Here is a 25921-nt window from a genome sequence, read left to right on the forward strand (position 1 = left end):
GTGACGGTCATCTGTCCCGCAGCTAGAGATGCCGCGCAGCTTCCAGAACCTCTTCGGCGTGACCTGGAACGCGGACATTGCGCCAGATTCGTCTGATCCTTCCATCCTTGCCAATCAGAACCGTCGTCCGAACAATTCCAAGGAACGTTCTGCCATACATGGATTTTTCGCCCCAGGCACCGTAGGCTTTGACGGTGCCAAGTTCGACGTCAGCACCGAGTGGTACCGTCAGCGTATGCTTGTCGCGGAATTTGGTCTGCTGACGGACGGTATCGCCGGAAATTCCTACCAGGCCGGTTCCAGCTGCAGCGAAGGCGTCTGCGAGACGGGTAAAGTCGATGGCCTCGGTGGTGCAGCCCGGCGTATCGGCACGGGGATAGAAGAAGATCACCAGCTGGCGGCCCTTGAAGTCCGACAGGCTGACCGTTGTTTCTCCATCCCGCTGCAGCGTGAAATCGGGAGCCTTGTCGCCTTCCTTCAAGTCTGCGGCTTGGCCGGCTTTCGTCGCGGCCTTCGCGCCGGTCGGTTTTGCAGGCGGCTTACGCGCCGGCTTCGGCGATCGCGCGGATTCCGACTTCGACGCTGATTTCTTTGATGATTTTCCGATCACACGCCTTCCTTTCGTCGCTTTCCGCCGGTCAAAGGGATGATACCCTGAAAATGGCTCCTCGGGCGTTCTCTTTGAGTGCTGCGTATTGGACGAGGGAGAGTCCAAGCCGAGACCGAGACCACAGGAATTCTAATGTTTGCCGGGGCCAAAGTTCGCCAAACTCGCGTCATGCGCGGTATGTCAGCACTGGTTTCGGGACGCTGTGCTGCCGTTCGCAAACGATTGGAGACCGCCGATGGTGTGGAAATCTTCGGTCTGTCGCGTATGGTGATTCTGGATTCGCTTGGTGCGGAGCGCCCGTAGCCGAATGACGGGAAACGATGACCGAAAATCGGCGGCTCTGCCGCTGAATGGGCGCACGGCGCATGATGGCGTCCGCGGTTCTATGAGGCAGCAGCAGGCGCAAATGCCGAGACATCCCCAAGCGCACGCCAGGACCGACGTCGCGCGCGGTGGTTGCTGGCAGGACGAACAGGATGAAGCCGCCGATCGCGCCAAGCGATTGCTGAACGGCTCGCGAAACCTGATGTCAGGGGCCTTTCTGTATCGGCTCGGCGATACGTTTCGCGGAACAGCGCGAGCCATAGGCAATCAGCGCTGGATCACACGGCTGCTGGTCATCCTGCTTATGGTCTTTGCGTTGGGCGGCAGTGCCTTCGGCCTGCTGTGGTGGCGGCTCGGTGAAGGGCCGATCGGGTTCGACATGGCGACGCCATGGCTGGCCGCAGCCATCAAGGACAATCTGGGCGCCGAACATTCGGTGCAGATCGGCGGCACGCAGATCGAGCGGGCGGGGCGGGCGCGGATCGCAGTGCGCGTGCTCGATATCGTGGTCAGGGATCGCGACAATGCCGTGGTCGCAACTGCGCCCAAGGCCGAGGTGCGCGTCTCGGGTACGGCGTTGCTGATGGGGCGGCTGCGCGCGGAGAGCCTCAGCCTAGTCGATGCCGAACTGTCGGTTCTGATCGAGCAAGACGGCCGCGTCAGCGTATCCACCGGCAGCAACACGCGGCCGATTATCACCGCCAAGCCGTCCGATTTCTCGCTGCCCTCCGGCGCCGCAACCGATCCGCAGACAGCCCCGGGGCAGGTCGCTCCGGACAAAGCCGCCGCCTCCAACATGGGCATGGAGGCGCTGCTTGCCGCGCTCGCCCGTCTCGACGGGCTCAGCACGACCGGGCTCGATGGATACGACCTCAACGAGATCGGCATCAAGAACGGCAACATCGTCATCGACGACCGGCAGGGCGGCAATCATTGGAATTTCGAGAACATCAGCCTTAGCCTGCGCCGTCCCAGCGGCGGCGGGATCGCCGTCAGCGCCGGCGAGGAGGGCACCGCGAGGCCGTGGTCGTTCCGCGCTGCCATCGGCCCGCAGGTCAACGGCGTTCGCAGCATCGACATCAGCGCGGAGAGCCTGCTGCTGAAGGACCTGCTGTTCGCGCTCCGGCTCAAGGATGCCTCCTACACCGCTGACCTGCCGCTGACGGGACGCCTGCGCGGCGAGATCGGACGCGACGGTCTGCCGACCTACTTCACGGGCAAAATCGGCGTCGATGCGGGCAGCATCGTCGATCGCAAGGCGCCGGAATATCCGATGAACATCGATCGCGCCGACATCAGCATCGATTGGGATTCGTCGCGGCGGGTGCTGGTCGCACCGTTCCAGGTGGTCGCGGGGCAGAACCGGATCACGCTGCTGGCGCACCTGGAGCCGCCGAGCGACACGGTGCCGAACTGGCAGCTCGGCTTGAGCGGCGGAACCATCGTGCTGCCCGGCGAAGAGAACGAAGCGCCGCTGATCTTCAACCGCATCGCCGTGCGCATGCGTTTCGACATCGAGGGGCAGCGTATCATGCTGACCCAGGGTGACGTCAGCAATGGCACCGTTGGCATCGCGGGTAGCGGCGTGTTCGATTACTCCACCGCCGAACCACGCTTGACGGCGGGGCTCGCGGGCACGCCGATGTCGGCATCCGAGCTGAAGCGGATCTGGCCAGTCGTCATCAATCCGGAAGTGCGCGAATGGGTGCTGACGCGAGTGGATGCTGGCATGCTGCAACGGGCCGAGATCGCGATCAACGCGCCGACGCATACGCTGGCGCGCGGTGGTCCGCCGATTCCGGAGGAAGGGCTGTCGATCAACTTCGTCGCCAACAACGTCAAGCTGCGGCCGGTCGATGGTTTGCCACCGGTTCACGATGCGGGCATGCGCGTGCGCATTACGGGCCGGACCGCTAATGTGAGCATTGCCCAGGCGTCGATGGACACCGATGCCGGGCGCAAGATCGCGCTCTCGGATTTTGTGTTCGAGATTCCGGATTTGGCGCCGAAACCGATGCAGACACGTACGCGCTTCCGGGTCGATGCACCGGTTCCTGCAGTGGCCGAAATCCTGGCGTCCGATCGCTGGAATGAATTTTCCGGCATTCCGATCGACCCGAATACTAGCAAGGGCACTGTCGCCGCGCAGGTGACGCTGGCGATGCCGCTGAAGCAGGAGCTCACCAAGAAGGACACATCGTACACGGTCAACGCCGACCTCACCAACGTCTCGGCCGAGAAGCTGGTGATGAACCAGAAGCTCGAGAGCAACAGCTTGAAAGTGATCGCCAACAACCAGGGTTACCAGGTTAAGGGCGAGGTCAGGATCAACGGCCAGTCGGCGGCGCTCGACTATCGCAAGCCGACCGGCGACGGCGATGGCGACGTTCGCCTGGTGGCGACGCTCGACGATGCGAGCCGGGCGCGGCTCGGCATTGATCTCGGCGCCGGGACTACCGGGAATATCCCGCTTAAGGTGAACGGCAAGATCGGGTCCGGCGACCGCGACAGCCGTTTCGGCATCGAAGCGGATTTAAGCGGCCTGAAGATCGACAACCTGCTGCCCGGTTGGATCAAGATGCCGGGCCGCTCCAGCAAGGCTACGTTCAATGTGGTGCGCAAGGAGCAATCGACGCGGTTCGAGGATGTGGTGATCGAAGGCGGCGGCGTCCTGATCAAGGGCGCGCTCGAGGTCGACGACAAGGGCGATCTGATCTCCGGGTCGTTCCCGACCTATCAGCCATCGGAAGGCGACAGAGCATCGCTCAAAGCCGATCGCGCACCGGATGGAACGCTGAAGGTGACCGTCCGCGGCGACGTGTTCGACGGGCGCGGTCTGATCAAGTCCTCGGTTGGCGGCAGCGGACAGGACAAGAGCAAGCAGAAGACCAGTGACTTCGATCTCGATCTCAAGCTCGGGGTGATCGCCGGATACAACGGTGAAGCGATGCGCGGTGTCGATCTCAAGCTGTCGCGCAAGGGCGGGGTTGTCCGCAACTTCACGCTGACGAGCAAGATCGGCCGCGATACCCAGGTGCTGGGCGACATCCGTGGCCGCGCCGCCGGGCGCGTCGTGATGTATCTGGAGACGGCGGATGCGGGCGCGCTGTTCCGCTTCACCAACACCTACGCGAAGATGCATGGCGGCCGGATGTGGATCGCGATGGATCCGCCCGCGGCCGATCAGGGCGCACAGGAGGGACTGCTCAACGTCAGCGATTTTTCCGTGCGCGGCGAGGCGGCGCTGCAGCAGGTTGCGGCGAACCAGACCGGAACGACGCAGGGCGGTGGAAGCCTGGCCTTCTCGCGCATGCGGGCGGAGTTCACCCGCCAGACCGGCAAGCTGTCGATCCGGGAAGGCATCGTCGCCGGACCGACCATGGGCGCGACCATCGAGGGCGACATCGACTATTCCGGTAACAAGGTGGAGATGAGCGGAACGTTCCTGCCGGCCTATGGCCTCAACAACATCTTCGGCCAAATTCCGATCGTCGGCCTGTTTCTCGGCGGCGGCAGCAACGAGGGTCTGATCGGCATTACCTATCAGGTGGTGGGAACGCCGGATAAACCGGATTTCCGCATCAACCCGATTTCTGCCGTGGCGCCGGGCGTGCTGCGTAAGATCTTCGAGTTCGGCACCGGCCGGCAGCCGCGCACACCGCTCGACAGCGTCGGCCAGTGGCAGAACAACTGAGGCGTCACGAAAAGACGGTTATGATGGCGGCGCGCGCTTCATGACCGCCTGGGTTGTCAGACAGGTTTCAGCAGCACATGGCGCTTGCGGCCCATCGACAGCTTGATGACGCCTTCCGCTGTCAAAAGCGATGCACCGAGCGTCATCTTCTCGTCGGTGACAGGAGCGTCGTTGACGCGCAGGCCGCCCGACTTGATCTGCCGCCGCGCTTCGCCGTTCGAGGCCACAAGGCCAGCTTTCACGAACGCCGTCAGCACGCCGATGCCCTGATCGAGTTCGGCGCGCGGAATGTCGACGGTCGGCAGGTCGCCAGCAATCGCGCCTTCCTCGAAGGTGCGGCGCGCCGTCTCTGACGCGGCGAGCGCAGCCTCGCGGCCATGCATCAGCGCGGTCGCCTCGGTGGCGAGGATTTTCTTGGCTTCGTTGATCTCGGCGCCGCCGAGAGAGGCGAGCCGCTTGATCTCGTCGAGCGGCAGCAGCGTGAACAGCTTCAGGAAGCGCTCGACGTCGGCGTCTTCGGCATTGCGCCAGAACTGCCAATAGTCGTAGGGCGAGAGCATGTCGGCGTTGAGCCAGACGGCGCCGGCTGCGGTCTTGCCCATCTTCGCGCCGGAGGCGGTGGCCAGCAGCGGGCAGGTCAGCGCGTAGAGCTGGTGCGTGCCCATGCGCCGGCCGAGATCGATGCCGTTGACGATGTTGCCCCACTGGTCGGAGCCGCCCATTTGCAGGTTGCAGCCGTAGCGCCGCGCCAGCTCGACGTAGTCGTAGGACTGCAGGATCATGTAGTTGAATTCGATGAACGACAGCTCCTGCTCGCGATCGAGCCGCAACTTCACCGAATCCATCGACAGCATGCGGTTGATGGAGAAGTGGCGGCCCACCTCGCGCAACATCTCGATGTAGTTGAGCTTGGTCAGCCACTCCGCGTTGTCGGCCATCACCGCATCGGCCTTGCCTTCGCCGAACCGCAGGAACTTGGCAAAGGTGGTCTTGATCGATTCCTTGTTGGCGTCGATCTGCTCGATGCTGAGCAGCTTGCGGCTTTCGTCGCGGCCGGACGGGTCGCCGACGCGGGTGGTGCCGCCGCCCATCAGCGTGATCGGCTTGTTGCCGGTGTGCTGGAGCCAATGCAGCATCATGATCGACAAGAGGTGCCCGACATGCAGCGATGCGGCCGTGCAGTCGTAGCCGACATAGGCGACGATCTCACCCTTGGCGGCCAGAGCGTCCAGGCCTTCGAGGTCGGAGACTTGGTGCACGAAGCCACGGCTTTGCACGACATTAAGAAAATCGGACTTTACTGATGCCATCGTCGGTTCCGGATGCCGCCGCGAGGGTGCGGCGCGGCGGTGGTGTAACAGGTCTGGTGGTTCGATTCCAACATTTGCATCCTGCGGCGACAGGGTTGCCTGCAGAGATTGGAATCAAGAACACTAACAAATATAGCAACTTAGTGGAGCTTTGGATTTTGCCCTTCGCACTGCCAGCCCGCACGAGGCGGAATGCGAATATCAAATCCGCGCAACTGGCGTTGGATTGGAGCACGCATCGGGCGATAGCCTGCCAATGCCGCGGTCGCTGGAGGCACTCGCGCGGCTTGCATTCGTCGAAGTGGCGCTGCGGGTGTAGGCTTTCGGGCAGGTCAGGAGAGGGACGGTATGGGCGCGCTGCGGGCGGTGGGGCTGATGAGCGGAACATCGATGGATGGCGTCGATGTCGCGCTGATCGAGTCGAACGGCGAAACCATCACGGCGTTCGGTCCGTCCGGTTACCGCCCCTACAGTGAAGCGGAACGAACGCTGCTGCGGCAGGGACTCGCGGACGCGCGCGGCATTGTCGCCCGCAACCAGCGACCGGGCGCACTGGGCGCAGCCGAGCGTATGGTCACCGAGGCGCATGCTCGCGCGATAGCCGATTTCCTCGATAGCAGAAACATCGCCCGCGACAGCATCGACGTGATCGGCTTTCACGGACAGACCGTGCTGCATCGGCCCGACCAGCGCCTTACCGTCCAGATCGGCGACGGCGAGGGCTTGACCAGAGCAGCGGGCATTCCCGTCGTGTACGATCTGCGGGCCGCTGACGTCGCCGCTGGCGGCGAGGGTGCGCCGCTCGTGCCGGTCTATCACCGTGCGCTGGCGCGCTCGCTGACCGGGGACGGGCCGGTGTGCATTCTTAATATCGGCGGCGTGTCCAACATCAGTTACATCGACGGCGAGACGCTGATCGCCTGCGATACCGGGCCTGGCAATGCGCTCCTGGACGATCTGATGCTGAAGGCGACAGGAGACGCGGTCGATCGCGATGGTGCCACAGCCGCGCGCGGTCGCGTTGACGAAGACTGGGTCGCAAAAGCGCTGGCGCTGCCGTTCTTTGCAGTGTCGCCGCCGAAGTCGCTGGATCGGAACGATTTCGCCGCGCTGCAGCTTCCTGATCTGCCGCTTGAGGATGGGGCGGCGACGTTGACCGCGCTCACGGCGGCGGCGGTCGCCCGCATCGTCCCGCTGTTGCCCGTTGCGCCCACGCGATGGATCGTGGTGGGCGGCGGCGCGAACAACCCGACCTTGATGCGGATGCTCAGCGAGCGGCTGCAACCGGCCAGCGTACAGACGGCTGCTGCAATCGGCTGGCAAGGCGACGCCATTGAGGCGCAAGCATTCGCGTTCCTGGCAATCCGCAGCCTCAAGGGGCTACCGCTGACGTTTCCCGGCACAACCGGGGTTCCGGTGCCGCTGACCGGCGGGATTCTCGCGAAACCGTGAGTTTGATGCATATGCATGGAACTTGACTGGTAGATGCATCTGCATCTATATGGATGCAAGTGCATTGAATGGGATTTCGTCATGTTGAGCCCCCAGGACTGTCACCTACGCCGCCATCTTGCTGCGACTCGCGATTGATTGGCCGTATCGTGTGAAGGCCAAGCGCGCGCAGCGTGGAGCGCGGCCATGAGCGCGCCGCTGAAGCTGATTAGCCATAAGCTTTGCCCTTACGTGCAACGCGCGGTGATCGCGCTGACCGAGAAGGGTGTCGGTTTCGAACGGATCGACATCGATCTCGACAACAAGCCGGACTGGTTTCTGAAGGTGTCGCCGCTCGGTAAGACGCCGGTGCTATTGATCGGCGAGACGGCGATCTTCGAGTCCGCGGTCATCCTCGAATATCTGGAGGAAACGCAACCGAAGCCACTGCATCCGCAGGATGCGTTGAAGCGCGCGGAGCATCGCGGCTGGATCGAATTCAACTCGACCGTGCTGGGCGATATCTGGGGCCTCGAGGTTGCGACCGACGAGGTGACGTTTCGAGCCAAGGCGGAGCAACTCGAGAAGCGTCTGGCGCTGCTGGAAACGCGACTGGTCGGCACGCCGTGGTTCGACGGCAAGGCATTCTCGTTGGTGGACGCGGTGTTTGGTCCGGCGTTCCGCTATTTCGATCTGATCGATACGATCGGCGATTTCGGCATCTTCGCCGGCAAGCCGAAAATCGCGCAGTGGCGCAAGACGCTGAGCGAGCGGCCGTCGATCCGCACCGCCGTCAGCGCCGATTACCTGACGCTGCTCAGCGCTTTCCTGAAAAAGAAAGGCTCGTACCTGTCGCAGCTTCAGGCCCGCCAGGCGGCCTGAGCCGCAAACGAAACGCCGCGCAAGCTTTCCTCGCGCGGCGTTCGAGATCGGGTGCAGTACGGCGATCAGCGGACGTTGGCGAGCCGCATATCCAGATACGACGTCACCGATTCCATCAGCGGTTCGAGTTTATTGTCAAAGAAGTGGTTGGCGCCGGGAATGATCTGCTGGTCGATCACGATGCCTTTCTGCGTCTTCAGCTTCTCCACCAACGTCGTGATGTCCTTCGCCGGGGCGACAGCATCCTTCTCGCCGTGCACGATCAGACCCGACGAGGGGCAGGGCGCGAGGAACGAGAAATCATAGAGGTTCGCCGGCGGCGCGATCGAGATAAAGCCCTCGATCTCCGGGCGGCGCATCAGCAACTGCATGCCGATCCAGGCGCCGAACGAGAAGCCGGTGACCCAGCACGCCCGCGCTTCCGGGTTGATGGTCTGGGCCCAGTCGAGCGCGGATGCCGCGTCCGACAACTCGCCCGCGCCATGATCGAACGAGCCCTGGCTGCGGCCGACGCCACGGAAGTTGAAGCGCAGCACAGAGAAGCCGCGATGCACGAAGGCATAGTAGCACTGGTAGACGATCTGGTGATTCATCGTGCCGCCGAACTGCGGGTGCGGGTGAAGCACCATGGCGATCGGCGCATTCTTCTGCTTCGCCGGATGATACCGACCTTCGAGACGGCCGGCGGGACCGGTGAAAATGACTTCAGGCATCGTTACCTCAGCAGGGCCGGCGCATGCTGGGAGAGTCCCTGTCCGGCGAAAATCAGCAATATCCGCAGCACGTTGCTCTGGGGTAGAGCTGCCCGTATTGCGGAACGGTGTTGCGTTCTAGCATGGGGCGTGGGGCAAAAAGCAAGGTCTTTGTGGCTCGCGAGGTCTCACGAACCCGGTTCGAGAACCGCCTCTAAGCCGCTGGTGAATCGACATAATGGCCGCTGAGGCAGGTTCGTTCGTCAATGGACTTGGAGGCTAGGCGGTGATTTAAGGCATCCGATGTCAGAACGGGCCTATCTCGATTGGAATGCAACCGCACCGCTGCGCCCGGAAGCGCTAGCGGCGATGCTCGACGCCCTGGAGGTCGCGGGCAATCCCTCGTCGGTGCATGCAGAGGGGCGCGAGGCACGGCGACTGGTCGAGCGGGCACGCGGTTATGTTGCCGCGGCAGTGGGTGCGGTGGCCGATGGGGTGGTGTTCACCTCCGGCGGGACCGAGGCGAACGCGCTCGTCCTGACGCCGGGCTGGACGCTGGATGGTCAGTCCGCGCAGCGGCTGATTGTGTCGGCGATCGAGCATCCGTCTGTGCTCGCCGGGGGGCGGTTTCCAGCCGAGCGGATCGGCGTCGCTCCAGTCACCGCGGATGGCATCATCGATCTCGACGCTCTGGCGGGCAAGCTGGCGGGTGAGCCCGCGCTGGTTTCGCTGATGCTGGCGAACAACGAGACGGGGGCGATCCAGCCGGTGGCCGAGGCCGCGCGGATCGTGCATGCGTCAGGCGGGGTGCTGCATGTGGATGCGGTGCAGGCACTCGGTCGGATGGCCGTCGATGCGCCCGCGCTCGGGATCGATCTTCTGACCGTGTCCGCGCACAAGATCGGCGGCCCGAAGGGAACGGGCGCTCTGATTGTCGTCAATCCAGCTCTACACTGGCCGCATCCCTTGATCCGTGGCGGCGGGCAGGAGCGGAACCGGCGGGCGGGAACCGAGAATGTCGCGGGCATTGCCGGTTTTGGGGCGGCCGCCGAAGCCCTGTCCGGCCGTCTCGCCACCGAGGTCGAACACATGGCGGCACTACGGCAGCAACTCGAGGCGGGGTTCGCCGGGATCGATGATATGGTCGTCTTTTCGGAGGCGGTTCCGCGACTTCCCAACACCACCCTGTTTGCCCTGAATGGTGTCCGGGCCGAAACCGCTGTGATCGCCTTCGATCTGGAGGGCGTGGCTGTATCATCAGGCGCGGCCTGTTCGTCCGGTAAGGTGCAGCCGTCACACGTTTTAGGTGCAATGGGCGTTCAACCAGAAATTGCCGAGGCGGCGATACGGGTTAGCTGGGGCCATGCGACCAAAAAAGCGGACATAAATCGGTGCATTGAGGCTTGGAAGAAGCTCGCAAACGTATTACGTAAGCCCCGATGAAACAGTGCTTGAACTGTTCTAAGTCTATCGTTTTTCGCGAAGTTTAGCGCAGTACAACCTGCGCGATCCACCGCGGTCCTTGAAACCGCGACCCGGAGACCAAAATGCCTGCTGTCCAGGAGACAGTCGATCGCGTTCGTCGCATCGACGTCGATCAATACCGTTACGGCTTTGAGACGATCATTGAGACCGAGAAGGCGCCGAAGGGCCTTTCGGAAGACATCGTCCGCTTCATCTCGAATAAGAAGAACGAGCCCGCGTGGATGCTGGAGTGGCGGCTTGAGGCCTATCGCCGCTGGCTGACCATGACCGAGCCGACCTGGGCGCGGGTGGATTACCCGAAGATCGACTACCAGGAGCTCTATTACTACGCGGCGCCGAAGCCGAAGAAGACGCTCTCGTCGGTGGACGAGATCGATCCGGAGATCCTGAAGACCTACGAGAAACTCGGCATCCCGCTGCGTGAAGTCGAGATGCTGGAAGGCGTCGTGCGGCCCGAGGGCGAGCGGCGCGTCGCGGTCGATGCCGTGTTCGACTCCGTTTCTGTCGCCACGACCTTCAAGGAAGAGCTGAAGAAGGCCGGCGTGATCTTCATGCCGATCTCGGAGGCGATCCGCGAGTATCCCGAACTCGTGCGCAAGTATCTCGGCTCAGTGGTGCCGACCTCCGACAACTATTTTGCGACCCTGAACTCGGCTGTGTTCTCCGATGGCTCGTTCGTCTACGTGCCGGAGGGGGTGCGCTGCCCGATGGAGTTGTCCACCTACTTCCGCATCAACGAGCGCAACACTGGCCAGTTCGAGCGCACGCTGATCATCGCCGACAAGGGCGCTTACGTCAGCTACCTCGAAGGCTGTACCGCGCCTCAGCGCGACGAAAACCAGCTGCATGCGGCGGTGGTTGAGCTCGTTGCGCTCGACGACGCCGAGATCAAGTATTCGACGGTGCAGAACTGGTATCCGGGCGACTCGGAAGGCAAGGGCGGCATCTACAACTTCGTCACCAAGCGCGGCGATTGCCGTGGCCGTAACTCCAAGATCTCCTGGACGCAAGTCGAGACCGGCTCGGCGATCACCTGGAAGTATCCGAGCTGCATCCTGCGTGGCGACAATTCGCGCGGCGAGTTCTACTCGATCGCGATCTCGAACGGCTATCAGCAGGTCGATTCCGGCACGAAGATGCTGCACCTCGGCAAGAACACCTCGAGCCGCATCATCTCGAAGGGTATCGCCGCTGGCAAGTCGCAGAACACTTATCGCGGTCTTGTCTCGGCGCACCGGAAGGCCTCCGGTGCACGCAATTTCACGGCCTGCGACTCGCTTCTGATCGGCGACAAGTGCGGCGCGCACACGGTGCCGTATATCGAGGCGAAGAATTCGTCCGCGATCTTCGAGCACGAAGCGACCACCTCGAAGATTTCCGAAGACATGCTGTTCTACTGCATCCAACGCGGCCTCTCGCAAGAGGAAGCGGTGGCGCTGGTCGTGAACGGCTTCGTCAAGGACGTGCTGCAGCAACTCCCGATGGAGTTCGCGGTCGAGGCACAGAAGCTGATTTCGATCAGCCTCGAAGGCAGCGTCGGCTAACGACAAGAAACGCCTGAGGGAGGGGGCCGTTCTGCGGCCGTCTCGGCAAGTGAAATCGTGACCATGTCCTTCGAGGCGCGCGTCTCAGGACGATGAAGAACAGGAAGACGTTATGGCTGCATTGCTTGAGGTGAAGAATCTCCAAGTCCGCGTCGAGGACGAGGACAAGGAAATCCTGCACGGGCTGTCGCTCACCGTGAACAAGGGAGAGGTGCACGCGATCATGGGCCCGAACGGCTCGGGCAAATCCACCCTGAGCCATGTGCTCGCAGGCAAGCCGGGTTACGAGGTGACCGGCGGCGAAGTGCTGTTCAACGGCGAAGACATTTTCGAAATGGAGCCGGACGAGCGCGCGGCCAAGGGTTTGTTCCTCGCCTTCCAGTATCCGGTCGAGATTCCCGGCGTCGCCACCATGAACTTCCTGCACACTGCGCTGAACGCACAGCGCAAGGCGCGCGGTGAGACGGAAATGACGTCGCCGGAATTCCTGAAGAAGGTTCGAAGCGTCGCAGCCAAGCTGAACATTCCGCCGGAGATGCTGAAGCGAGGCGTGAACGTCGGCTTCTCGGGCGGCGAGAAGAAGCGTAACGAGGTGCTGCAGATGGCGTTGTTTGAGCCGAAGCTGTGCATTCTTGACGAGATGGACTCCGGCCTCGATATCGACGCGTTGCGGGTTGCCGCCGACGGCGTCAACGCGCTGCGGTCGAGCGATCGCGCGATGATCGTCATCACCCATTATCAGCGGCTGCTAAACTACATCGTGCCGGATCATGTGCATGTGATGTCGAAGGGCCGCGTCGTGAAGAGCGGCGGCAAGGAGCTGGCGCTGGAGCTCGAAGCGAACGGCTACGCCCAGTTCGAAGAGCAAGCTGCCTGAGCAAAGCCGATGAACGTTGTAACTAAGACAGATGGTGGCGGGCGTGTACTGGCGGATCAGTTCGCTAGTGTGCTGCCGCGACTACCGGGAGCCAAGGGCGTCGCGGCCATGCGGGCGCGCGCGCTTGAATCGTTTGCGCGCGAGGGATTGCCGCATCGACGGATCGAGGACTGGAAGTACACCGACTTGCGTGCGCTTGTCGGCGAACTGTTTCCTGTCGCGGTGGCGCCGGACAAGGCGGCCCTTGATCGGGCGGCGAAGGCGCTGAAGACCCATACGCTGGATGGCGTGCGGCGACTGGTGATCGTGGACGGCGTGTTCGTGCCAAGCCTGTCCGATGTCGGCGCGCTGGAGGGCGGATTGAGCATCCGGCCGCTGGCGTCGGTGTTGACCGAAGAGACCGGTGTGCACGATCTGCTCGCCAGCGACGATGCCGGCGCCGGATCGATGTTCGCGCTGAACTCGGCGCTGATGGCTGATGGCGTGGTCATCGACGTGGCGAAGGATTCCTCGCCCGCGCGCCCGTTGCAGATCGCGCATGTGACGACGACCGAGAAGGTCGCGACCTACACGCGTTCGCTGGTTCGCATCGGCGCCAACGTCAACGCGACGCTGGTGGAGAGTTTCATCGCCAGCGATGGTGTCTCGGCCTATCAGGTCAACGACGCGACCATGATCGCGGTCGGCGACGGCGCGAGCCTCGATCATGTGCGTCTGATGGAAGATGCGCGCGAGGCGGTCAACATCGCAACGTCGAAGACCGTGCTCGGGCGTGATGCGTCCTACAAGATCTTCAATTTGACGAGCGGCGCGGCCGTCAGCCGCTATCAGGCGCTGCTGCGCTTCGACGGCGAAGGCGCGCGGGCGGAGACCTATGGCGTCAACCTGCTGAACGGTAGCCAGCATGGCGACACGACGCTGGTGGTCGATCATGCGGTGCCGCATTGCGCGAGCCGCGAGGTGTTCCGCGCGGTGCTGGACGACCGCGCGCGATCGGTGTTCCAGGGACGCATCATCGTGCGGCAGGACGCGCAGAAGACCGACGGCAAGATGGAGACGCGGGCGCTTTTGCTGTCCGACGAGGCCGAGGTCGATAACAAGCCGGAGCTCGAGATTTTCGCGGACGACGTGACCTGCGGTCACGGCGCGACCGCGGGTGCGCTGGACGAGAGCCTGCTGTTCTACCTGCGCGCGCGTGGGCTACCCGAGAAGGAAGCCCAGTCGCTGCTGATCCAGGCATTTGTCGGCGAGGCGATCGAAGCCATTGCCGATGATCGGTTGCGGGAAGCCGCAACGGATGCGGCGGTGCGCTGGCTGGAGGCACGAGGCTGATGACCCATCCAGCGGTGAAGAATGGCGCTTACGACGTTGCGAGGCTGCGCGAGGATTTTCCAGCGCTTGCCATGCAGGTCTACGGCAAACCGCTGGTTTATCTCGACAATGCGGCGTCGGCGCAGAAGCCGGCCGCGGTGCTCGACCGGATGCAGAAGGCGTTCACGTCCGAATACGCGAACGTGCATCGCGGATTGCACTATCTCGCCAATGCCGCGACCGAAGCCTATGAGGGCGGACGCGAGCGGGTGGCGAAATTCCTGAATGCACGCCGTCACGAGGAGATCATCTTCACCCGCAACGCGACCGAGGCGATCAACCTGGTCGCGTCGTCGTTCGGGGCGCCGATGATCAAGGAGGGCGATGAGATCGTCCTGTCGATCATGGAGCACCACTCCAACATCGTGCCGTGGCACTTCCTGCGCGAGCGCCAGGGCGCCGTGCTGAAGTGGGCGCCGGTCGACGAGGACGGCAACTTCCTGATCGAGGAGTTCGAGAAGCTGCTCGGGCCACGCACCAAGCTGGTGGCGATGACCCAGATGTCCAATGCGCTCGGCACCATCGTTCCGATCAAGGAGGTGGTGAAGCTTGCCCATGCGCGCGGCATTCCCGTGCTGGTGGACGGCAGCCAGGCCGCGGTCCACCTCGCCGTGGACGTGCAGGATATCGACTGCGACTTCTACGTTTTCACCGGGCACAAGCTATACGGGCCAACCGGCATCGGCGTGCTCTACGGCAAGTACGATCTTCTGTCGCAGATGCGACCCTATACCGGCGGCGGCGAGATGATCCGTGAGGTGTCGCGCGATGTCGTGACTTATGGTGATCCACCGCACCGGTTCGAGGCCGGCACGCCGCCGATCGTCGAGGCGATCGGCCTGGGCGCTGCGATCGATTACGTGAGTTCGATCGGCAAGGACCGCATTGCCGCGCACGAGCACGACCTCGTGACCTACGCGCAGGATCGCCTGCGCGAGATCAATTCGCTGCGCATCATCGGCAATGCCCGCGACAAGGGGGCGATCGTATCCTTCGACATGAAGGGCGCGCATCCCCACGACATCGCTACGGTGATCGACCGATCGGGCATCGCCGTCAGGGCCGGCACCCATTGCGTGATGCCGCTTTTGGAGCGCTTCAACGTGACGGCCACGTGTCGGGCGTCGTTTGCCATGTATAATACCCGCGAAGAGGTCGATAGCCTCGCGCAGGCACTGATCAAGGCTCGGGATTTGTTCGCATGACCCAGGATGGCCCCACCACCACGGATGCTCCGGCCACGGCCGCTGCCATTCGCGAGAATGTCGCCCAGCAGTCGGCGCTGCCGCCGGAGGAGACTGAGCGGCTGACCACCGATATCGTCGCAGCGCTGAAGACGGTGTTCGATCCGGAGATTCCGGCCGACATCTACGAACTCGGCCTGATCTACAAGGTGGATATCCAGGACGATCGCAGCGTCGCGATCGAGATGACGCTGACGACGCCGAACTGCCCGGCCGCTGAGGAGCTTCCGACCATGGTTGAGAATGCGGTCGCCAGCATTCCAGGCGTCGGCAAGGTCGATGTTCAGATCGTCTGGGAGCCGTCATGGACCCCGGATCGGATGTCGGATGAGGCCCGCCTGGTCCTGAACATGTGGTGAGCCATGCCGCGCCTGGAGCGGGTGATCGAGACGGCCATCTACGTTGACGATCTCGCGCGCGCGGCGGCGTTCTACGAAACTGTGATGGAGCTGCCGCTGTTGGCCTCGGACAGCCGTTTCCGCGCTTATGATGTCGGCGGCCAGAGCGTGTTCCTGGTGTTCAAGCGCGGCGCGACGCTGGAGGAGGTGCATTTGCCGGGCGGCTCGATCCCGCCGCACGACGGCCACGGGCCGTTGCATCTGGCCTTCGGGATCGCGGTGGAGGAACTGCCCGCATGGGAGCGGCGGCTGGCCGACAACGGCATTGCTATTGAGGCTCGCACCGACTGGCCGCGGGGTGGCAAGAGCATCTACTTCCGCGATCCGGACAACCATGTGCTTGAGCTGGCGACCCGCGGGATCTGGGCTACCTATTGAGAATCGGGCGTCAGCCTTGAACAAATCAAAGCGCAACGGGCTTCACAGCTGGAATTTCGTTGTTATCTTAGGGCTGTAACCGTCTTGCCGGGACCTTGAACCCGGTTGGAGAAACGAGAATGGCGACTGCGACTGTAAGGCCCCGTCCGCAGGTGATGCGTCTGACCGACGCGGCTGCGGCCCGCATCCGCGAACTGACCGAGCGTTCCGATAAGCCGATCGCCGGCTTGCGCGTGGGCGTCAAGAATGGCGGCTGTGCCGGTATGTCGTACACGGTCGAGTATGCCGACGAGATCAAGACGAGCGACGAGATTGTCGAGGACAAGGGCGTGAAGGTCCTGGTCGACCCGAAGGCCGTGCTATTCCTGCTCGGCACGGAGATGGACTTCAAGGTCGACAAGATGGCGGCGACCTTCGTGTTTAACAATCCGAACCAGACCAGCGCCTGCGGCTGCGGCGAGTCCGTCTCGATCACGCCGGCCAAGCTGCCCGCCTAAACTCAAGGGTATCCCGATGGACCGCGAGACGATCGCCGAAATGTTTTCGGCGTTCGGTCCCGTCGCGGCCAAACGCATGTTCTCCGGCTTCGGGCTGTGGTCGGAAGGCGTATGCTTCTGCCTCGTGCTGCGCGGTGGCGAGTTCTATCTGAAGGCCGACGTTATCACCATCCCGCAGTTCGAGGATAATGGCTGCAAGCCGTTCAGCTACACCCAGCGCACCAGCGGCAAGGTCGTGAGTGTCAATTCGTTCTGGCGGATGCCGGAGCGGCTGTACGACGATCCGGACGAACTTGCGGAGTGGGCGCGGGCGGCGGTCGGCGCAGCGCATCGGGCGGCGTCGATCAAGGCAAAGCGATCGCGCCCAAACGCGGCAAGCAAGATCAGGACGCCATCAGCAGCAACGGCTTCGGCCAAGACCTCAAGCAAGACCTCAAGCAAGACCTCAAGCAAGACCTCAAGCCAAGCATCCCGCAAGCCTTCCGGGACGTTGAAGAATGCGTCCGGCAGCGGCGTTGCGGGGAAGGGCGCAAAAGCGGCGCGGAAGACGGCGAAACGCAGCGCGGCACCGGCTGTGCGTGCCAAGGCAAAGAAGCGGCAGCAGCGGAACGCCGTTCGCACGATACGCTGAGTCGTGCCGCTCGTTTTGCGAGGGCTTAGGCCACCTGAATATGAATTTCGGCGGAGTATTCCGGATCGGCTTCGCAAACGACCCGGTTGCGGCCAGCGCGCTTGGCCGCATAGAGGCAGGCATCGGCGCGCTCGATCAACGTGTCTGCTTCGTCCGCGGCAGACAGGACTGACACGCCGGCGGAGACGGTGACGCGACCGAGGATCTCACCGGTCGAGCGCTTCTTCAGTTCCTTCGACATGACGGCACGGCGGATATGGTCGGCGACCGTCAAGGCCTGCCGCAGGCTGGTGGTTGGCAGCACGACCGCGAACTCTTCGCCACCATAGCGGGCGGTGATGTCCTGGCCCTTGACGTTCTGCTTCAGCGACATCGCCACCAGCCGCAGCACCTGATCGCCGGTGAGATGGCCGTAGTTGTCGTTGAACGACTTGAAATGATCGATATCGAACATGATGAGCGACAGCGGATCGCCACGCTCCCGCGCGACACGCACCGCATCGACCAGCGCGCGATCGAAGTACTTGCGGTTGCCGAGCGAGGTGAGCGGATCGGTCAGACTCTCGGCGCGAATTGCTTCGAGGCTGTGCTGCAGATTGTTGATCTCGACTTTCGACGCGGCAAGCCGCGTCTCCAGCGAGGCATTCTGCTGCTGCATCTCACGGGTCGATTCAATCAACGTTTCGATGACGGCGCGAACCGATGCCTGGTCGCGGGCGTCAGCAAGCCTTTCGCTCGCGCCCTCAAGCCGCGTGCCGAACGCCGACGTCGAGCCGAGCGCCTCGCTGATCAGCTTCATGACATCGTCGATCTCGGTGACGACGCGCGAACCGACCTTGTCGATCTGATCGCTGGCGCGAAACTGCGACAGGTAGGTGTCGTAGATCTGCTCGAGCTCGGTCTCGGAAATCTTGCCGGTGCGAGCGAGCGTTTCGTTGATGATCTTGTTGAGGGCGGGATTGTAGCCGGTCGCGTAGACGTACCAGACTTCGTAATTGCGCGGTACAGCCGTCTGCCGCAGGGATTTGATCTGCCCTAGCGCAACCTCGGCGAAAGCCAAGGTTCGTTCGTGTTCGTCGAGCAGTCCGATCACAAGTACTTGTCCCCGACCCCAGGCGTCGTTGCCACGGCCGTCAGCTAAAGTTTGAAATGAATGTTGAAGCTGACGTTAGGGGACGGGAGTGAATCCGGGGTAAACGGGGAACCCGTTACCGTTGACGGTATTCGGCAATTCTTATGCGCGCGCGCGGATCGGACGCAGCAGGAACGCCGGAAGGTGAGAATGGTCAGCGGGTTCTGACGGCTCGCGCTGAACAGGCGGGCGGCCGATCGACGGTGGCAGCGCCGGTGCCGAGGTAGGGGCGCGTTTGCCGCTTCCGCTCGTACCATTGCGCGGCTTGGCCGAGGGCTTGTCTTGCTGATGCTGACGCCCGCGTCCGCGCCGCGAGCGGGACTGGCGCTCCTCGCTGGGCTCGTGAGCGGCATCGTCGTTCACCTTCGCGAACTCCGTGGAGCGCGGAATGTCCTGACCGGTGAGCTTCTCGATCGCAGCCAGCGACTTTTCATCGGCGGGGGCAACCAGCGAGATCGCGGTGCCGAGCCGGCCGGCGCGGCCGGTGCGGCCAATGCGATGGACGTAGTCGTCGGGATGGTGCGGGACGTCGAAGTTGAAGACGTGACTGACGTCCGGAATATCCAGACCGCGAGCGGCGACGTCAGAAGCCACCAGCAGCGGCATTTCGCCCTTGCGGAATTGCTCCAGCGCGGCCATGCGCGCGGTCTGATCCATATCGCCATGCAGGGCGACGGCGCCGAAGCCGTGCTTGACCAGCGATTTGTGCAGGATGGCGACGTCGCGCTTGCGGTTGCAGAAGATGATCGCGTTTTTCAGATCCTGCGCGGAGCGGATCAGCTGCCGGAGCACTTCGCGCTTCTGATGCGCTTCGCGGCCGGTGCCGACGACGAGCTGCGTCACGGTCGAGGCAGTGGTGGCGGGCCTCGAGACCTCAACCTTCTGCGGATTGTGCAGGAAGGTCTCGGTGACGCGACGGATTTCGTTGGGCATGGTCGCTGTGAAGAACAGCGTCTGCCGGGTGAACGGGACCAGCTTACAGATACGCTCGATATCGGGGATGAAGCCCATGTCGAGCATGCGGTCGGCTTCGTCGATGACTAGCAGCTCAACACCGGTGAGCAGCAGTCCGCCGCGCTCGGTGTGGTCAAGCAGGCGGCCCGGCGTCGCGATCAGCACGTCCACGCCGCGGATCAGCTTGGCATCCTGTTCGCCGAAGGATACGCCGCCGATCAGCAGCGCCACGTTCAGCTTCTGGCCGGCGCCGTATTTATCGAAGTTCTCCTTCACCTGCGCCGCGAGTTCGCGGGTCGGCTCCAGGATCAGCGTGCGCGGCATCCGCGCGCGGGCGCGGCCCTTTTCCAGCAGCGTCAGCATCGGTAGCACGAAGGCGGCAGTCTTGCCGGTGCCGGTCTGGGCAATGCCCAGCACGTCGCGCCGGGCGAGAACGTGGGGGATTGCCTGTTCCTGGATGGGAGTGGGCTGGGTGTAGCCGGCAGCGGCAACCGCCGCGAGGACCTTGTCGGACAGGCCTAGATTGGAAAAAGACATTCAACCTCTAGCGAAACCGCCGTTCGGAGTCTTAAGGCGAAGCTGTCGGTCGGGATCCCCGGAACGGCGCGCTTTTCGGCACGGGGAGCAAATATGACGCCGACAGAGGGGTGGCCGATCAAAACGCGAATCCGGCCACTTTTCTGCCCGGAAACATAGGGTCGAATCGGCCAAAGTCAATGTCGGAAACAGCTCCTGGAGACGAAAAAGCCGCGTATTTACGCGAATTCTCGCGCGTTTGGAGAGGTTCCGGGCTCGCGTTATCCCGCTGGACTTGAGAGGGGCGTGAACCCGATCTCGCGTGGTGGCGACTATTTTTCTGCTAACGGTCGGATGGAAATGACCGCGGGGTGTGAGGGGCAGAACATGCAGCAGGGCTGGATCAGGACGATGGCGGCCGTGACGATCGGTTTGGCCGTTGCGCTCGCTTGCGATGCGGCGCAGGCGGCCAAGCGCGTGGCCCTGGTGATCGGCAATGACCAGTACACCAACATTCCCCAACTGAAGAAGGCGGTGAACGACGCCCGCACGATGAATGAGACGCTGAAGAAGCTCGGCTTCACCGTTCTTGTCGCGGAAAACCAGAACCGCAAAGGCTTGAGCGAAACGCTGCTGGCCTTCGATCGCATGATCGAGAAGGGCGACACGGCGTTCTTCTTCTTCGCAGGTCATGGCTTCGAGATCGGCGGTGAGAACTATCTGTTGCCGATCGACGTGCCGGCCGCAAGCGCGGGGCAGGAGGAGTTGATCCGCGACGGCGCGATAGCCGCGGAGCGCATCATATCGCGGGTGCAGAACCGGGGCGCGGGCGCGGCGATCTTCGTGTTCGACGCCTGCCGCAACAATCCGTTCGAGCGCACAGGGACGCGGGCGCTCGCGGGCAGCGGCGGTCTTGCTGCGATGACGCCGCCGGAAGGCGTGTTCGTGGTCTACTCGGCTGGTGCGAAGCAGACCGCGCTCGACCGGTTGTCGAACGACGACACCAATCCCAACTCGGTGTTCACGCGCAACTTCGCCAGGACGCTGGCGGAGCCTGGGCTGAACCTGGTGCAGATCGCCAAGCGCACGCAGTCGGAGGTGAGAGATCTCGCGCAAGGCGTCCGGCATCTGCAGACGCCTGCCTACTACGATCAGATCGTCGGCGACGTGGTGCTGAACGCGGCGCTCTCCGACGCTAACCGCAAGATCGATGTGGTGCCGGCGCAGGCTCAATCGTCAGTTCAGCTACCACAGGCGCAGGCGCAGCAGGTCGCAGCGCTGCCGCCGGTGATGACGGCGCCGAAGCTTGTGGAGCCCGCGGACAGCGATAATGCGCCGATCGCGAGCTTCTCGCGTCACAACGGCGGCTGGACCGTGGTGTTCTCGATCGCCGATCCGACGCTCGGCATTTCCTGGCGGCTCGGCGAGAACGGCGACTTCAAGGAAACCGGGTTCATGGATGCGCTCGACCCGCGAACGCGCAAGCGGATTCCGAACTCCTCGGCGCAGCTTGATGCCGACACGCCGGCAACGACGATCTACGTGCGTTATGTGGACACGAACGGCGACCTGAAGGGGCCGTATCCGATCCGCTTCGATCCGGAAGCGGCCTTGATCCGCGATCAGCGCAAGATCCTCGACATGACAGCGTCGAGCTGGCTGTCATTCCGGGAGTTCAACGGGCTTTTGGTCTACTACACGCACCTCGTCTCGTATCGCTGCGCGATCCGCCAGGCGCGGATCGGCATCGATACCACGGTGCCGGACAAGGTGATCCAGCTTCCGCCATGTGACATGCGCGAGCCGCACGCGATCCCGAGCAATGCATCGACCTATGTGAAGCTGCCGGCTGGGACCAAGTCGGTTTCGGTCGAACTCACATTCAAGGACGGCAGCCTGTCGGAGCTGCGCAACTTCCGCCGCTAGGGCGCGCTTCTCAGCCCATGGCGGAAAAGCCGCCGTCGACCGGAATGGCCGCGCCGGTCACGAAGTCCGATGCCGAACTGGCGAGGAAAACGGCGATGCCCGCCATGTCGTCGATCGTGCCCCAGCGCTGCGCCGGCGTACGGCGCAGAACGTTTTCGTTCAGTTGTGGCACTTGCGCGCGGCCACGCTGGGTAAGGGCAGTGTCGATCCATCCGGGCAACACGGCATTGGCCTGGATGTTGTCCGCTGCCCATGAGCAGGCGAGCGATTTGGTGAGCTGGACGATACCACCCTTGCTCGCGGCATAGGCGGGAGCAAAGCCCGCACCGAAGATCGACGTCATCGAACCGATACTGATGATCTTGCCACCGCCGGCCCGCTTCATCGCCGGATAGACGGCCTGCGCGCAGATGAGGGCGCTGGTGAGATTGGTGTCGATCACCGTGTGCCACTCCGCCAAGGCAAGCTCGTGAGCGGGCTTGCGGATGCTCATCCCGGCGTTATTGACGAGAACGTCGATGCGCCCGAACCCCTCGAGCGTTGCCGCGACCATCCGAGCCACGCTTGCGGGATCGGTCACGTCGGTCTCGATCGCCATGGTGCGTGCGCCGCGCCTGGCGAGATCGTCGACTGCTGCTTGCGACTTGGTCGGATCGCGAGCTGCGATCGCAATGCTGGCTCCCGCATCGGCCAGTCCGTGTGCCATGCCAAGGCCGATGCCGCCGTTGCCACCGGTAACGATCGCAACCTTGCCCGTCAGATCGAAAGCGCGTGCTGCCATTTGCATTGTCCTTTGCCGATGCGCTCAGCCTACGCGGCTCCTTCGCCGCAGACAAACGAAGAGCTCTGCGTAACGGCTTTGAACTGGCGCCCGCAGAGGGCGTATGCAAGAATAATTCTTGTGCGATCGACCTGCAGGGGAGTGCGATCGATGCCTGTCAGCGCCGATTCCGACCGGAGAAGTCGCGTTCTCGCGGTTGGTCTGTTGATCTTTCTGTTCGTGCTTTACATTGCGATTCCGCGCAACGCGAGCCTTTGGGACTTCGATCCGGATCGGCTGGCAAGCCGTGAAACCAAGCTGTGGCGGGACTATTACGATCAGCGCTACCCGAAGCTGTTCTTCGATCTCTACCTGTCATCCCGCCGCGACTTCGGCTTCTCGCCGCTCGATAGTTTCAGGATGGCGCTCGCGGCGGCGCACGCTGCGCGTCTGTTTCAGACGACCCAGTCACGCGACGAGGCCAACGCCGCGCTGCCGGCGCTGGAGGTTTACTATAGGCTGTTGGAGAAAGGCGTTTCGACGGCGTTCGACTACGACAAAGCAGCCCAACTCGAACTCGACTGGTGGCAGGCGCGACGGGATAAGGCGTCGCCGCAAGACTACGGCCGCACCATCGCCGCGACCACGGCGCTGGTCTACGGCGTCGACAATCCTTTAATCACTGAAGCTGGCGTGATGCGCGCTCAAGCGATGGCGTATCGGGATGAGCGGGGCCGCGCGATGACGGCGGCCGACTGGAACATGGTGCAACAGCGGCTTGCCGCCGCTTATGGAAAACTGAAGCAGGGGCTGGAGCAGCGTTGAACCAACATTGCGCTTGACGTCGGCAGCTCTCCGTCAAGCTCCCGGAAGCGACAGTATCGCTGTGACCTGGTTGTTTCGCATGCAAACCATTCCGAATTGCCTATACGCCTCGGCGCGCGGGCTATGAGACGATCTCGCCGCTGCTCAAGCAAAAATTCATCCGCCAAACAATGCGCGGATTGGGGAGGGGCCACGATGAGCGGAAGAACGCTGCGCGGCAAGACGGCCGTGGTCGGCATCGGCGAGACGACCTACTACAAGCACGGCAAATCTCCGGACCCTGAATTCAAACTGGCGCTGATGGCGATCCTCGCCGCATGCGCGGACGCGGGCATCAGCCCGCACGAGATCGACGGCTTCGCGTCCTATGCGAACGATCGATCGGACCCACCCCGGCTGTCAGCGGCGCTCGGCTGCAAGGAACTGCGCTTCTCCAATATGCAATGGGGTGGCGGCGGAGGTGGCGGTTCGGCGGCCGTTGCCAACGCGGCGGCCGCGGTTGCGACAGGGATGGCGGACTGTGTGGTGGCCTACCGCTCGCTGGCCCAGGGCCAGTTCGCGCGCTTCGGCCTCAGTGGCGGCGCGAAGACGGTGTCCGGCGAAGCGGCGCTCGCCACGCCGTATGGTTCGATGACGCCAGCGCAGCGCTACTCGATGAAGGCTATGCGTTTCATGTACGAGCATGGGGTGAAACAGGAGGCGCTACGCGCCATCGCACTGGCCTCCTATCATCACGCCCAGAAGAATCCTGGCGCCGTGATGTATGGCCGGCCGCTGGACGAGGCCACCTACGACGCCTCGCGCTGGATCGCCGAGCCGCATCATCTTTACGACTGCTGCCAGGAAAACGACGGCGCGGCGGCGATGATCATCGTCTCGGCCGAGCGTGCGAAGGACTTCAAGCACAAGCCGGCCTATCTCCTCGGCGCTGCATCGGGTGCGGGCTATCGTGCCGCCGCCAGCGCGGCCAACACGCCAGACTACGGCTCGTCGCATTTCAAGACGCTGGCGCCGCATCTCTACACAATGGCGCAGGTGACGCCGAAGGATATTGATGTCGTGCAGTGCTACGAAAATTTCACCGGCGGCGTGTTGATGAGCCTCGTCGAGCACGGCCTGTTCCAGGCGGAGGAAGCGAACGACTTTCTCAAGCTGCCCAATCTGGTCGCGGACGGCGGCAAGCTGCCGCTCAACACCAGCGGCGGTAACCTTGCTGAATGTTATATGCACGGCCTCGAGCTACACACGGAGGCGGTTCGCCAGCTCCGCGGCGCGTCGTTCAATCAGGTGAAGGATGCGAATGTCGCGCTAGTGATCGCGGGCCCCATGGTGGTGCCGGTCAGCACGTCGATTTACGGTTCGGAGGCAACGCTCTGATGAACGCTTCATCTTATCTGCCGGAAGGATTGCCGATCCCCGTGGCTGAGGCGGACGCGCTCAGCGCGCCGCATTGGGCGGGCTTGCGCGAGGGCGAGTTGCGGATTCAGTGCTGCAAGGCCTGTAAGACCTGGCGCTGGGGGCCGGAATGGATCTGCCACGCGTGCCACTCGTTCGATACCGATTGGAAAGCCGTGGAGCCGGAAGGCACCATCTTCAGTTGGACGCGGGTGTGGCATCCAACGCATCCGGTGCTCAAGAACCACGGACCCTACATTGTCGTCGTGGTGGAGTTGCCGCACGCAGGCAAGGTGCGCGTGATCGGCAATCTGCTCGGTGACCCGCAGCAGCCGGTCAAGATCGGTGCAAAGGTCAAAGGCGTCTTCGAACGGCACGACAAGGCCGATCCGGCTTACGCGCTGCTGCACTGGCAAGCCGCAGGCTGACGCGGCGCGGCTGGTTTACTCCTCGCACCTTCGCGCTTGCGGAGGTTTTGAGTATTCGTTTCAAAATCCTCGATGTGGCGGTTTTGTCGCACTCGCTTTACGAGCGGCGCCTATCGCGGCCGCCGCTCTGCCATTCATGCGGCCTGGCTGGTTCTCGCCGCAACGCGACCCAGTCCTGGAGTGCTAGAAACACTGGTGCCAAGCTTCGTCCCAGCTCCGTGAGTTGATACTCGACCTTGGGCGGAACCTGCGGATGCACGGTCCGGGAAATCACGCCATCGTTTTCAAGGCTGCGTAGCTGCTGGATCAGCATCTTCTGCGACACCTTCGGGATTGCACGCTGAAGATCGGAAAAGCGCATGACGGCCTCGCCGAACAGGTGAGAGAGGATCATCATTTTCCAGCGGCCTTCGAGGATCCCGAGTGCATTCTGCATCTCGGCCGCACTTCGACAGCGCGCGCGTTCCGCGTCGGTGGGGCGCTTTGGCGACATCACGGTTACCCTTCGGTGAGCACGGTTACCTTTCGGTGAGTATGTGACCTTTCGGTCCGTTCTTGTCGATATTTCCATACACCGATATCACGAACCAGAACGTTGAGCGTCGTTCAATTTCATC

At 63.0% G+C, this 25921-nt stretch carries 23 protein-coding genes; 16 read left to right on the plus strand and 7 right to left on the minus strand.

Annotated elements, in window-relative coordinates:
• Positions 1–22: 22 nt before the first annotated feature.
• A complete protein-coding gene (locus X566_RS18925) occupies positions 23–481 on the minus strand; it encodes a peroxiredoxin (protein ID WP_034472424.1) in 459 nt (152 codons plus the stop codon).
• A gap of 535 nt (positions 482–1016) precedes the next feature.
• Here X566_RS18925 and X566_RS18930 point away from each other — a divergent pair.
• Positions 1017–4628, plus strand: coding sequence for a DUF3971 domain-containing protein (locus X566_RS18930; RefSeq protein WP_051444482.1), 3612 nt, complete (start codon positions 1017–1019; stop codon positions 4626–4628).
• A 56-nt stretch (positions 4629–4684) separates the two neighbouring features.
• Here X566_RS18930 and tyrS read toward each other — a convergent pair whose 3' ends face one another.
• Positions 4685–5938: a tyrosine--tRNA ligase gene (tyrS, locus tag X566_RS18935; RefSeq protein ID WP_034470514.1), complete on the minus strand. Its 1254-nt coding sequence runs from the start codon at positions 5936–5938 to the stop codon at positions 4685–4687.
• A gap of 348 nt (positions 5939–6286) precedes the next feature.
• On the opposite strand from tyrS, the gene X566_RS18940 reads away from it, so the two are divergent.
• Both X566_RS18940 and X566_RS18945 read left to right on the plus strand, forming a co-directional pair.
• The gene (locus X566_RS18940) at positions 6287–7390 is read left to right on the plus strand and encodes an anhydro-N-acetylmuramic acid kinase (RefSeq protein WP_034470517.1); all 1104 of its coding nucleotides are present in this window, start codon (positions 6287–6289) and stop codon (positions 7388–7390) included.
• A 186-nt stretch (positions 7391–7576) separates the two neighbouring features.
• A complete protein-coding gene (locus X566_RS18945) occupies positions 7577–8251 on the plus strand; it encodes a glutathione S-transferase family protein (protein ID WP_034470520.1) in 675 nt (224 codons plus the stop codon).
• Between the two features lie 65 nt (positions 8252–8316).
• Here X566_RS18945 and X566_RS18950 read toward each other — a convergent pair whose 3' ends face one another.
• Positions 8317–8964, minus strand: coding sequence for an alpha/beta hydrolase (locus tag X566_RS18950; RefSeq protein WP_034470523.1), 648 nt, complete (start codon positions 8962–8964; stop codon positions 8317–8319).
• A 282-nt stretch (positions 8965–9246) separates the two neighbouring features.
• Here X566_RS18950 and X566_RS18955 point away from each other — a divergent pair, with 282 nt between their 5' ends.
• The 9 genes from X566_RS18955 (at position 9247) to X566_RS24470 (ending at position 17368) form a co-directional block, all read left to right on the plus strand.
• Entirely contained in the window at positions 9247–10386 is a 1140-nt protein-coding gene (locus X566_RS18955) for a cysteine desulfurase family protein (protein ID WP_034470526.1), read from the plus strand.
• 104 nt (positions 10387–10490) lie between these two features.
• On the plus strand, positions 10491–11972 hold the full coding sequence (gene sufB / locus X566_RS18960) for a Fe-S cluster assembly protein SufB (protein ID WP_034470528.1): 1482 nt from the start codon (positions 10491–10493) through the stop codon (positions 11970–11972).
• A gap of 112 nt (positions 11973–12084) precedes the next feature.
• The gene (gene sufC / locus X566_RS18965) at positions 12085–12849 is read left to right on the plus strand and encodes a Fe-S cluster assembly ATPase SufC (RefSeq protein ID WP_034470530.1); all 765 of its coding nucleotides are present in this window, start codon (positions 12085–12087) and stop codon (positions 12847–12849) included.
• A gap of 9 nt (positions 12850–12858) precedes the next feature.
• Complete coding sequence (sufD, locus tag X566_RS18970) at positions 12859–14181, plus strand: Fe-S cluster assembly protein SufD (protein WP_034470533.1); 1323 nt, start codon at positions 12859–12861, stop codon at positions 14179–14181.
• A complete protein-coding gene (locus tag X566_RS18975) occupies positions 14178–15425 on the plus strand; it encodes a cysteine desulfurase (protein WP_152539984.1) in 1248 nt (415 codons plus the stop codon). Before sufD ends, X566_RS18975 begins: the two co-directional genes overlap by 4 nt.
• A complete protein-coding gene (locus X566_RS18980; protein WP_051444347.1) occupies positions 15422–15823 on the plus strand; it encodes an SUF system Fe-S cluster assembly protein in 402 nt (133 codons plus the stop codon). The genes X566_RS18975 and X566_RS18980 overlap by 4 nt, the downstream gene beginning before the upstream one ends.
• Positions 15824–15826: 3 nt before the next feature.
• Complete coding sequence (locus tag X566_RS18985) at positions 15827–16240, plus strand: VOC family protein (protein WP_034470537.1); 414 nt, start codon at positions 15827–15829, stop codon at positions 16238–16240.
• 119 nt (positions 16241–16359) lie between these two features.
• Complete coding sequence (locus X566_RS18990) at positions 16360–16737, plus strand: iron-sulfur cluster assembly accessory protein (RefSeq protein WP_081740327.1); 378 nt, start codon at positions 16360–16362, stop codon at positions 16735–16737.
• Positions 16738–16753: 16 nt separating this feature from the next.
• Positions 16754–17368, plus strand: a complete 615-nt coding sequence (locus X566_RS24470) for a TfoX/Sxy family protein (protein WP_081740328.1) — start codon at positions 16754–16756, stop codon at positions 17366–17368.
• 25 nt (positions 17369–17393) lie between these two features.
• Here the strand turns inward: X566_RS24470 and X566_RS19000 are convergent, their stop codons facing one another.
• Positions 17394–18461 (minus strand): GGDEF domain-containing protein, encoded by a 1068-nt coding sequence (locus X566_RS19000; RefSeq protein WP_034470541.1) that lies wholly within the window; start codon positions 18459–18461, stop codon positions 17394–17396.
• 141 nt (positions 18462–18602) lie between these two features.
• Positions 18603–19991, minus strand: coding sequence for a DEAD/DEAH box helicase (locus X566_RS19005; RefSeq protein ID WP_034470543.1), 1389 nt, complete (start codon positions 19989–19991; stop codon positions 18603–18605).
• Between the two features lie 390 nt (positions 19992–20381).
• Here X566_RS19005 and X566_RS19010 point away from each other — a divergent pair, with 390 nt between their 5' ends.
• Positions 20382–21896: a caspase family protein gene (locus X566_RS19010; RefSeq protein WP_034472434.1), complete on the plus strand. Its 1515-nt coding sequence runs from the start codon at positions 20382–20384 to the stop codon at positions 21894–21896.
• Between the two features lie 10 nt (positions 21897–21906).
• Here X566_RS19010 and X566_RS19015 read toward each other — a convergent pair whose 3' ends face one another.
• Entirely contained in the window at positions 21907–22677 is a 771-nt protein-coding gene (locus tag X566_RS19015; protein WP_034470546.1) for an SDR family NAD(P)-dependent oxidoreductase, read from the minus strand.
• A gap of 150 nt (positions 22678–22827) precedes the next feature.
• On the opposite strand from X566_RS19015, the gene X566_RS19020 reads away from it, so the two are divergent.
• From X566_RS19020 to X566_RS19030, 3 genes are all read left to right on the plus strand, one after another.
• A complete protein-coding gene (locus tag X566_RS19020) occupies positions 22828–23481 on the plus strand; it encodes a hypothetical protein (RefSeq protein ID WP_051444348.1) in 654 nt (217 codons plus the stop codon).
• 195 nt (positions 23482–23676) lie between these two features.
• Positions 23677–24858, plus strand: a complete 1182-nt coding sequence (locus X566_RS19025) for a thiolase C-terminal domain-containing protein (RefSeq protein WP_034470548.1) — start codon at positions 23677–23679, stop codon at positions 24856–24858.
• Positions 24858–25304, plus strand: coding sequence for a Zn-ribbon domain-containing OB-fold protein (locus tag X566_RS19030; RefSeq protein WP_034470551.1), 447 nt, complete (start codon positions 24858–24860; stop codon positions 25302–25304). Before X566_RS19025 ends, X566_RS19030 begins: the two co-directional genes overlap by 1 nt.
• Before the next feature lie 97 nt (positions 25305–25401).
• Here the strand turns inward: X566_RS19030 and X566_RS19035 are convergent, their stop codons facing one another.
• Positions 25402–25797, minus strand: a complete 396-nt coding sequence (locus tag X566_RS19035; protein ID WP_051444349.1) for a helix-turn-helix domain-containing protein — start codon at positions 25795–25797, stop codon at positions 25402–25404.
• Positions 25798–25921 lie beyond the last annotated feature (124 nt).

This window comes from Afipia sp. P52-10 (genome assembly GCF_000516555.1).
In the GTDB taxonomy this organism is placed as follows: domain Bacteria; phylum Pseudomonadota; class Alphaproteobacteria; order Rhizobiales; family Xanthobacteraceae; genus P52-10.